This window comes from Methanoregula sp. (assembly GCF_049690535.1).
In the GTDB taxonomy this organism is placed as follows: Archaea; Halobacteriota; Methanomicrobia; order Methanomicrobiales; family Methanospirillaceae; genus Methanoregula.
Genome location: NZ_JBAVMX010000124.1, coordinates 1 through 9,194 on the forward strand (window position 1 = coordinate 1; position 9,194 = coordinate 9,194).

Here is a 9,194-nt window from a genome sequence, read left to right on the forward strand (position 1 = left end):
GCATAACGTAGTATATTGCAGCACCGGGAAAATAATCATATCACCCATGCACGTGTCCTCTCTGACACCCGTCGCAGGGAATCCTTGATATCGTCGTCCGTTCTAACCCTGTTCAGGTTACGGGTGCACACCCCTTCCCGATACCATGCTCGACACCCTCCAGATGTTTATTCTGGCATTTGCCCTTGGCCTGACCGGCGCCCTTGCGCCGGGCCCCACGCTGGTTGCCACCATCAACGCATCGATCCCCGGCGGCTGGACGATGGGCCCGAAAGTGACGCTCGGCCACATGCTATCAGAACTCGTTATCGTCCTTTTGATCGTGGCCGGCCTTGCAACCGTCGCGCTCCGGTACACCACCGCGGTTGCGGTCATCGGGGGCGTGGCACTCGTGATCTTCGGTATCCTCACGATCACCGGGAGCCGGGGGGCCTCGCTTGCGGGGAATAGCGGCGGGCAGGCAACCGTTGCGGCAAACCCGTATTTTGCCGGTTTTTTCACGAGCGTCGCAAACCCGTATTTCTGGATCTGGTGGCTCACGATCGGGAGCGCGATGGTGATTGCCGGCCTTGCCGGTGGGATCTTCCTTGCCTGCGTCTTTATGGCCGGGCACTGGTGTGCGGATCTCGGGTGGTTTACCCTTGTCTCGACCGGCATCTCCAGGGGAAAGACACTCCTCTCCGATCTCACGTACCAGCGGATCATGATTGCGTGCGGCCTCTTTCTGGTCATCTTCGGGTGCTATTACCTCGTGCGGGTCCTAGTGCCTTGGGCCTGAACCTCCTTGGGACAAGGTGCGGTATATTAACAAAAAACGCTAATAGAGAACGTTAAGGATGGCAGAGAAAGAACCGTCGCGGGACATCCGCACGATGATCCATGAGTTCAGGACAAGCGAGCACTGGGCGGTCTCCCTTGCCCGCGACATTCTCTGGGTGGCGGCCGTGGTCGGCTGTATCGCGCTCGCGCTCTACCTGATCTGCGGGACGTGGCCGGCGGTCGTCACCGTGGAATCGGGGAGCATGGAGCCCCACATGAACATCGGGGATCTCGTGGTCGTTGTCGCCCCCGACCGGTTCGGCCCCCTCCAGACATGGGACGAGGCCCACGCGACCGGGTACCAGAAGTTCGGCGATTACGGGGATGTGATCATCTACCGCCCGAACGGCGAGACCGATTTCTGGGCACAGATCGGCCTGCTCCCGCTCTCAAAGCAGCACCCGATCATCCACCGGGCCATGACTTGGGTGGATGCAGGGGATCCCGAACCATCGTATCTCAACCCGTATCGCGGGAACGTAACCCCCTCCGGGTATATTCCGCTTGCAACGACCAATACGACCGAGTACGGGTACTATCTCATGTACCCCGAAAACGCTACGCCCCCGGGGAATCTCTCCGAATATTCCCAGGGCATGGGATTCAGTACTGCCACCGCGAAGTACTTCCTCCCCGAACAATACGTTATTAACGGGAGCGGGTATGTCAGATACGGCGATGCAACAGCGCATGGCGGCTACATCACCAAAGGGGACAACAACCCGGTGAGCGATGAAGGGTATCTCACGGTCGGGGACATCCAGACGATCGAGCCGGTCGAAAAAGACTGGGTGGTCGGAAAAGCCCTTTTCACGATCCCCCTTATCGGTCTGCTCCCGCTCAATATATGGTGGGTGATCCTCGTCTTCATCGTAGTGATGGTTGCCTGGGACTGGTATGCAAAACGAAAGGAAGCGGAGTCCGGCAAAAAGGCCGGAAAATCTAGGAAGCCTTCGAAGGGTTCCCGGCAGAAGAAATAATCTGATATTCTGGTCGTAACGACAATGACATCCGCACTTAACACGCTCCTGCGCGACGTACAGGCCGGCCACCGGCTCTCACCTGACGAAGGCGAATACCTCATGAAGACGACCGGCCGCGACGTCTTCCGCGTCACTGCAGCTGCCGATGAGGTGAGGGAGGAAAAGGTCGGCGATATTGTCACGTACGTCCGGAACCAGAACCTGCACGTGACCAATATCTGCAAGAACCTCTGCGGGTTCTGCGGCTTTGGGAAAAAAGCGACCGATCCCGGCGCCTACTGCCAGGACCTTGACGCGACCCGGGCCGGTGTGCGGCTGGCACAGGAACGCCATGTCACTGAGATCTGTTTTCTCTCAGGTGTCAACCCCGCTTTTGACCTCGACACCTACACCGGGCTGCTCACCGCGGTGCACGAGATCGCCCCTGATATCCACATCCACGCGTTCAGCCCGGACGAGGTAGCCCATGCGGCAAAACGGAGCCGGTGCACCACGGCAGAGGTTCTTGCCGCCCTCAGGGATGCGGGGCTCGGTTCTCTTCAGGGAACCGCTGCGGAGATCCTGATCGAGTCCGTGCGAAAAGTGATCTGTCCCCGGAAAGTCTCCGGTGCCGAATGGGTGCGGATTATCCGGGAGGCTCACGCAATGGGCATCCGCACATCTGCCACCATCATGTACGGCTCGTACGAGTCCGCCCGTGACCAGGTGGACCACATGGCGATCGTGCGTGAGATCCAGGATGATACCCACGGCTTTACCGAGTTCATCCCGATGTCATATATCCACACCAATACCCCGCTCTATACGCAGGGTGTAGCAAGGGCCGGGGCAACGGGCAGGGAAGACCTCCTGATGATCGCGGTCTCCCGGCTGTTCCTGGACAATTTCAACAACGTGCAGGTATCGTGGGGCAAGCTCGGCCTCAAGATGACGCAGCTTGCGCTCCTGTGCGGGGGTAACGACCTTGCCGGCACGATGTTTACCGATGAGGTCTCCGTGGATGCGGGTGCAGGCGATGCCAGTTACCTTTCCCCTGAAGTTATGGAGAGGATGACGGCGGATCTCGGGCGGACGCTCCGGCAGCGGACGACGCTCTACGATCTGATATAACCCGCTGAAACGGCGGAAACCTCTCAAAAAAGATTTTTTTCAGGTTATTTTCTTTAAGAGTCGATCAGAGCAGTTCCAGCGCCTGCTTGCCGGTCATGCCGTTTGTGATCCCGCGACTCATCGCGCCCCGGTTGACCTCCTTTATAATGCCGGTCAGGATGTCATCGGTGGTGACAATGGACGGTCCTTTTGCGGGGCGGACTTTTGCCGCCGGGTAACTGAACGAGTCAAGCGCGGCGACATCGAAAGCGCCGCACCCCACAAGACCCACATCGGTGATAACCGCGACTAGGTTTGCGGGCCCGAGCGGGATGACGTACCCGTCGGCTACCTTCTTTGACAGATGAACGGAGACCTTTTGCATAATCCTTCTTATGATGCACATTGGCGCCACGGTATAATAATTATGACGGGGAACTGCCCGGGCCGACAGGTTTTATGGTAAGTATGACACAGTGTGACACACTAAGACGATGAATGGTGCTGGTATGGACAGGGATCTTCGAACAGTGCTCTCCGATGCAGCGGGCGGTCACCGGATCAGCGAACAGGATGCGCTCGCGCTCTTTGGGACCCGGGGCCGCGATCTCTGGAAGATCGTGGCAGCCGCCGATGAAAAGCGGGAAAAAATTGCCGGTGATGCGGTCACGTATGTCCGGAACCAGAACATCAACGTAACCAACCTCTGCGTCAATGCCTGCGGTTTCTGCGGTTTCTCGAAGAAGCCGGGCGACGAAAGGATCTATTTCCATGACGAGTCAGTTATCCGGGAGAAGGCACAGCTCGCGAAGTCCCGCGGCGTCTCCGAGATCTGTACGGTGAGCGGCCTCCACCCGGCTTTTACCGCACAGTCCTATATCGATGTCTACCGCTGGATCTGCGAGGAAGCCCCGGGGGTGCACCTGCACGCGAGCAACCCGATGGAGGTTGCGTACGCGGCGCGGCAAAGCGGCATGAGCACAAAGGACGTGCTCGCAGCGATGAAAGAGGCGGGTCTCCGCTCGATGTGTGGGACGGCCGCGGAGATCCTTGTGGATTCTATCCGGGAGAAGATATGTCCTCAGAAGATCCCGACCGCCGAGTGGATCCGGATCATCAGAGAGGCACACGGGCTTGGCATCCCCACGACTGCGACGATCATGTACGGCCACTGTGAGAGCGACGCGGACCGGGTCCGGCACCTTGCGATTTTGCGGGAGATCCAGGATGAGACCCACGGCTTTACCGAGTTTGTCCCGCTCTCGTTTGTCCACATGAACACGCCGATTTACCGGGCCGGGCTGGCCCGAGCCGGGGCCACCGGCCGCGAGGACGGGCTGATGGTTGCAGTTGCCCGGCTCTTCCTCGATAATTTCAGGAATATCCAGGTCTCGTGGGTAAAGGAAGGGATCAAGATGGCGCAGCTCGGGCTTCTTGCCGGGGCAAACGATCTTGGCGGCACGATGTTTGAGGAGAGCATCTCAAAAGGCGCCGGGGCACAAAACACGGACTACCTCGACCCAAAGGAGATGCAGCGGGTCGCAGAGGATATCGGCCGGCCGCTGTGCCGGCGCACGACGCTCTATAAAAAAGCCTGATGGAGGGGGGCTGTGGTGTGGCACTCCCTTAAGGGTACTGATCCCTTGTGCCAATACCAGATTACCGGGGCTTGAGCAGCCTGACGATCTTGTCCCCGGTCTTTTTGGCGTGCGCCACGGCTTTTGCATCCTTCATGATATCCCCTTCATCCGTTCCCGTTCCGATGACGGAACCGAGCGATGCAAACTCGTGGGCGCCAAGGAACCCCTCGATCGTTGCCGCCGCCCGCTCCGCCCCCATCGAGGCGTTGACCGCAACGGCAATCCCTTTTTTCCCGGAAAGCCTGCGGTCATGGTAGAGCGAGTACGTGCGGTCGATGAAATTCTTGAGCTGGCCCGTGACATCGTAGTAATACGTGGGGGACCCGATCACGAGCACCTCGCAGTCGAGGACCTTCTGTGCGATGCTCCCCCAGTCATCATTCTCGATCACGCACCACTTTTTCTCCATGCATTTGAGGCAGCCCAGGCACGGGTGGATCTTTTTCCCGGCAAGGGAGACAAATTCCGTTTTTAATCCTGCCTCCTTACACTGCCCGAGGATCACCTGGATGAGCTGTGCAGTGTTCCCCTCTTTTCGCATACTGCCCGACAACCCGAGGACTTTCATACGTTACCCTTTCCTTTGGGGGTAATGATGGTTTTGATCCCGGGGGAAAGCCCGAGGCCGGAAAATGCCGCGACGATCTCTCGTTGCGGGTCGCGGGGCCGGTACAGGAGGTGGGACAGGCAGTCACAGTCACTGCACCCGAATTTTTCCACACCAGTTCCGCCCCGGGCAAGGACCGCGGCGAGCCGGCATTCGAGGCGCTCCTGTGTTGGGGCATACACGGCATATGCGATACGGAAGCGTGGATCGGTCAGCAGGTAATCGATATGCCATTTCGGCAGCCTGTCCCTCTGCTCCGCGAGCCTCATGTGGCGTTCGAGCCGCACAAGGCCGCCGGGCCCGAGGGCTGAACCGATGTAGCAGTGCCATCCGGCTGCAAACGGGAGGGGGCCAAGCGCCCCGATTCGCACGGTGCAGGTGGGATTTTTCAGAACAAGACCGTAGATTCCCTTATCCATACCCGCCCTTCATGAGCTGGTTTGCTGCCGCGATGTGGCGTTTCCCGCCGCAGTCCACCGGCTTCCCGTGCCCCGGGTAGAGCCCTTCCACGTCAAGCGGCAGGAGACGGTCGAGGGATTTTTCAAGCGCCTGACGGCTGCCGCCAAGGAAATCATAGCGGCCGAATGCGCCATCGGTAAACACGGTGTCCCCGCTGATAAGCACCTTGTCCGGCTCCGACCAGAGGCAGATACTCCCCGGTGTATGGCCCGGTGTGTGGATGACCGTGAGATTTCCGATCGTATCACCGTCATTGAGTACGATATCAGGCACGATGCCCGGCGAGCGGGCGCAAAAGTGCATCGAAAGGCTCCGTGAATCATCGATAAGGCCCGCAGCATCGTCCCGGTGGATCGCAACCTTCGCTTTACACATGTGGGCGATCTCCTTTACGTGGGCAATGTGGTCAAAGTGGCAGTGGGTAAGGACAATGGTGTCGATCTCATCCTTGTACGGCTGGACAGCCATGGGAAGGAGACCGGCGTCCACAAGGATCGTGCCGAAAATATATGAGTTCGCGAAAGCTCCCTGTTCGGGAATCCACCTGACCTGCATGCACAATAATAAAGCATACCAACAGATGTTTGTTATGGATATGCTCATCCGCAGGTGCTCTTCTGGTGTTCCCGATCACGTCGCAGTGGCGGCACGGGCGGAGGGCATGGACCCGGAACGGATGGCCCGGCTCATCGCTGCGGGCCGGATCGCGATCCCGGCAAACCCGAAACGCCGGCACCGGCTCTCTGCCATCGGTAAGGAGTGCACGGTCAAGGTGAACGTGAATGTCGGGACATCGGGCACCCGGTGTGACTATGCCCTTGAGGAGAAGAAGGCGAAAGGAGCACTCGATAACGGGGCCGACGCGATCATGGACCTCTCGACCGGCGGGGATCTCGTTGCCATCCGGAAAAAGATGCTCTCCCTTGACACGACGGTCGGGACCGTGCCCATATACGAGGCCGTGCGCCGTGCGGGAAATGCGGCAGACGTGGATGCCGACCTGCTCTTTAAGGTCATACGGGAGCACTGCGAACAGGGTGTGGATTTCTTAACCCTCCACTGCGGGGTAAACCGGCAGGCTCTCGATGCCCTGAAACTCGACCCGCGCCTGATGGGAGTTGTGAGCCGGGGAGGGACATTCCACTGCGCAATGATGATGCTCCGGGACGAGGAAAACCCGCTCTATGCCGAGTTCGAGTATCTCCTTGATATCCTCGCGGAATACGACGTCACAATTAGCCTCGGGGATGGGATGCGGCCCGGCTGTATGCAGGATGCGGGAAAACTCGCAAAGTCGGTGGAGTACGTGACGCTCGGCACGCTCGCGAAACGTTCCCTTGCCCGGGGCGTCCAGCGGATGATCGAGGGGCCGGGGCACATGCCGCTCGACCAGGTGGGCTACAACGTGCGGATGATAAAGGAGATCACCGATCATGCCCCTCTCTACCTGCTCGGGCCCATCGTGACCGATATTGCGCCGGGCTACGACCATGTGGTTGCGGCGATCGGGGGAGCGGAGGCCTGCCGGAACGGCGCCGACTTCCTCTGCATGGTTTCGCCGAGTGAGCATCTCGCCCTTCCGGACGTTGAGGACATCATCGAAGGGACCCGGGTCGCAAAAATTGCGGCGCACGTCGGGGATACTGTACGGCGCCACGAGGGATACAAAATGGAGCGCGAGGTGCAGATGGCGGAGGCCCGACACCTGCTCGACTGGGATGCACAGTTCAGGCTGGCGCTGTACGGCGACCATGCAAAAGCGATCCACTGCCGGGACGGGGACACGGACACCTGCTCGATGTGTGGGGATCTCTGTGCGATTAAGATGGTGCGGGAGCTCTTTGAGGGAAAAACGGGAAAAGGGGAGAATGAGTGACCGGGGGTTCCCGGTTAGCCCTGCTTTTTTGCCCCGTTCACGATCCCGGCAACCTGCGCCATGGTGACCGGCGTGGTCCGGGAAAACGGTACCGATTTTGTGATCATCAGGAACTTTATGACGGCCGTCCCGGCGATAGTTACCTCAATGCTGCCTTTCGTGACAAACATTGCGAGCGCTCCGGCAAGTGCCGTGTTGTGTGATGTGACCGGAACCCTGAGCACGGTTGCGGTGCTGGCGGCGATCTTCGCTTCCCCGGTGTTCCCTGTTGCGATCTGCTGGCTTGTGCCATCTTTCTGGTACAAAACGGCAAACGGGCATTCTTTCAGGGTCGCGCCCACCGGGTTCTTGTTCTCCACCCGGATCGCCACTTCAAGGTCGAGTGTCGATAGGGAAACATTCCTGAGCGAGACCCCTTCGAGAGTCACCACCGGGTCCTGCAGGATCGGCATGGTACCAGCGTAGGGCTGAAAAAGAGATAATCCTGCCCGTGGGATTATTCCCACGCTTTACTTTTTAGCCAGTTTCAGGATCCGGATCGCGAGGTGAGCCGCGTTGTCCCCGTTATCGACACCCACGCACGCGACAGGCACGCCCTTTGGCATCTGGACGATCGAGAGCAGGGCATCGAGGCCATTCAACGTCCCGCTGACCGGCACCCCGATCACCGGCTTGTCGGTCTTTGACGCGATAACGCCCGGCAGTGCAGCCGAGAGCCCGGCGATGGCGATGAATACCTTACAAGTATTGGTTTTGACATACGCATCCAGCTTGTCCGGGTCCCGGTGGGCAGAGATCACCTGGTAGTCCCAGGAAACCTTGTGTTCGTCAAGGACCTTCTTTGCCTTGTCGGCAATCGCGGAATCGGATGTTGATCCGCAGATGATTGCAACGTCTGCCATATAAGCCATCCAAACTTATATCCCGTCTATATAAATATACTATTGGCAGATCCACATGGAAAAAGAATCACTCCTTATGCTGCCAGGCCCGGTTCCGATGCCGGAACGGGTCAGGTTCGCAATGTCACGCCAGGCAATCAACCACCGGAGCGCCGAGTTTGGCGTAGTTTACGCGGACTGCGTGCGGGTTTTAAAGACCGCATTCGGGACAACAAACGATGTCGTTGTGATAAGCGGATCCGGTACGGCCGGCATGGAAGCCGCGGTCGCAAACTTCGGCAGGGATAAGGAGATCGCCTGCTTCGTGAACGGAAAATTCGGCGAACGGCTCTACAAGATCAGCCAGCGCTACGGCAAGGCCCACGAGTTCCCCTCCGAATGGGGGACGCCGTTAAACCTCGCAGCGCTTGAAGAGCAGCTCGAAGCGGGCGCACAGGTTGTTACCCTTGTCCACAACGAGACCTCTGCGGGGATCAAGAACCCGGCAGCGGAGGTCGGAAGACTGGCCCACAAGCACGACGCACTCTTTATCGTGGACGGGATCACCTCGGTTGGCGGCGATGTTTTTGAAGCCGACAAGTGGGGTGTCGATGTCGCCATCGTCGGTTCGCAGAAGTGCCTTGCCGCCCCGGCGGGGCTTGCCGCGGTCGCGGTGAGCAGCCGGGCATGGGAACGGCTCACGAAGAACCCTCCCTACTATCTTGACCTTGCCGCGTACAGGAAGAGCGCCGCCGGAAAGCCGATGGAGACTCCGTACACCCCGGCGGTCCCGCTGTTTCTGGCACTTCGCGAGGCATGCCTGATGATAGAGGAAGAAGG

Annotated in this window: 12 protein-coding genes; 6 read left to right on the forward strand and 6 right to left on the reverse strand. The window is 59.1% G+C overall.

What is annotated here, in order from left to right:
- Positions 1-145: 145 nt before the first annotated feature.
- From WCE46_RS09770 to cofH (WCE46_RS09780), 3 genes are read left to right on the forward strand one after another with little or no spacing between them, the layout of a single operon-like run.
- Positions 146-778 carry a LysE family transporter gene (locus tag WCE46_RS09770; RefSeq protein WP_424733524.1) on the forward strand — a complete coding sequence of 211 codons (633 nt, stop codon included), beginning with the start codon at positions 146-148 and terminating at the stop codon, positions 776-778.
- A 58-nt stretch (positions 779-836) separates the two neighbouring features.
- Positions 837-1,799, forward strand: coding sequence for a S26 family signal peptidase (locus tag WCE46_RS09775; RefSeq protein WP_424733525.1), 963 nt, complete (start codon positions 837-839; stop codon positions 1,797-1,799).
- 24 nt (positions 1,800-1,823) lie between these two features.
- Positions 1,824-2,912, forward strand: coding sequence for a 5-amino-6-(D-ribitylamino)uracil--L-tyrosine 4-hydroxyphenyl transferase CofH (cofH, locus tag WCE46_RS09780; protein ID WP_424733526.1), 1,089 nt, complete (start codon positions 1,824-1,826; stop codon positions 2,910-2,912).
- A 64-nt stretch (positions 2,913-2,976) separates the two neighbouring features.
- On the opposite strand, the gene WCE46_RS09785 is transcribed toward cofH (WCE46_RS09780), so the two are convergent.
- Positions 2,977-3,276: a YunC family protein gene (locus tag WCE46_RS09785; protein ID WP_424733527.1), complete on the reverse strand. Its 300-nt coding sequence runs from the start codon at positions 3,274-3,276 to the stop codon at positions 2,977-2,979.
- Between the two features lie 124 nt (positions 3,277-3,400).
- Here WCE46_RS09785 and cofH (WCE46_RS09790) point away from each other — a divergent pair, with 124 nt between their 5' ends.
- Positions 3,401-4,489, forward strand: a complete 1,089-nt coding sequence (cofH, locus tag WCE46_RS09790; RefSeq protein WP_424733528.1) for a 5-amino-6-(D-ribitylamino)uracil--L-tyrosine 4-hydroxyphenyl transferase CofH — start codon at positions 3,401-3,403, stop codon at positions 4,487-4,489.
- A 61-nt stretch (positions 4,490-4,550) separates the two neighbouring features.
- Here the strand turns inward: cofH (WCE46_RS09790) and WCE46_RS09795 are convergent, their stop codons facing one another.
- Genes WCE46_RS09795 through WCE46_RS09805 form a run of 3 tightly spaced genes read right to left on the reverse strand, consistent with a single transcriptional unit; the run spans position 4,551 to position 6,152 of the window.
- A complete protein-coding gene (locus WCE46_RS09795; RefSeq protein WP_424733529.1) occupies positions 4,551-5,099 on the reverse strand; it encodes a flavodoxin family protein in 549 nt (182 codons plus the stop codon).
- A complete protein-coding gene (locus WCE46_RS09800) occupies positions 5,096-5,557 on the reverse strand; it encodes a GIY-YIG nuclease family protein (protein ID WP_424733530.1) in 462 nt (153 codons plus the stop codon). The genes WCE46_RS09795 and WCE46_RS09800 overlap by 4 nt, the downstream gene beginning before the upstream one ends.
- Positions 5,550-6,152 (reverse strand): MBL fold metallo-hydrolase, encoded by a 603-nt coding sequence (locus tag WCE46_RS09805; RefSeq protein ID WP_424733531.1) that lies wholly within the window; start codon positions 6,150-6,152, stop codon positions 5,550-5,552. Before WCE46_RS09805 ends, WCE46_RS09800 begins: the two co-directional genes overlap by 8 nt.
- Positions 6,153-6,177: 25 nt before the next feature.
- Between WCE46_RS09805 and thiC the strand changes: the two genes are divergently transcribed.
- Positions 6,178-7,473, forward strand: coding sequence for a phosphomethylpyrimidine synthase ThiC (gene thiC / locus WCE46_RS09810; protein ID WP_424733535.1), 1,296 nt, complete (start codon positions 6,178-6,180; stop codon positions 7,471-7,473).
- A 14-nt stretch (positions 7,474-7,487) separates the two neighbouring features.
- Here thiC and WCE46_RS09815 read toward each other — a convergent pair whose 3' ends face one another.
- Both WCE46_RS09815 and purE read right to left on the reverse strand, forming a co-directional pair.
- On the reverse strand, positions 7,488-7,925 hold the full coding sequence (locus WCE46_RS09815) for an LEA type 2 family protein (RefSeq protein ID WP_424733532.1): 438 nt from the start codon (positions 7,923-7,925) through the stop codon (positions 7,488-7,490).
- A gap of 57 nt (positions 7,926-7,982) precedes the next feature.
- Positions 7,983-8,375 (reverse strand): 5-(carboxyamino)imidazole ribonucleotide mutase, encoded by a 393-nt coding sequence (purE, locus tag WCE46_RS09820; protein WP_424733533.1) that lies wholly within the window; start codon positions 8,373-8,375, stop codon positions 7,983-7,985.
- A 55-nt stretch (positions 8,376-8,430) separates the two neighbouring features.
- Between purE and WCE46_RS09825 the strand changes: the two genes are divergently transcribed.
- Positions 8,431-9,194 (forward strand): pyridoxal-phosphate-dependent aminotransferase family protein (locus tag WCE46_RS09825; protein ID WP_424733534.1); only part of this gene is annotated, 764 nt, incomplete at its 3' end.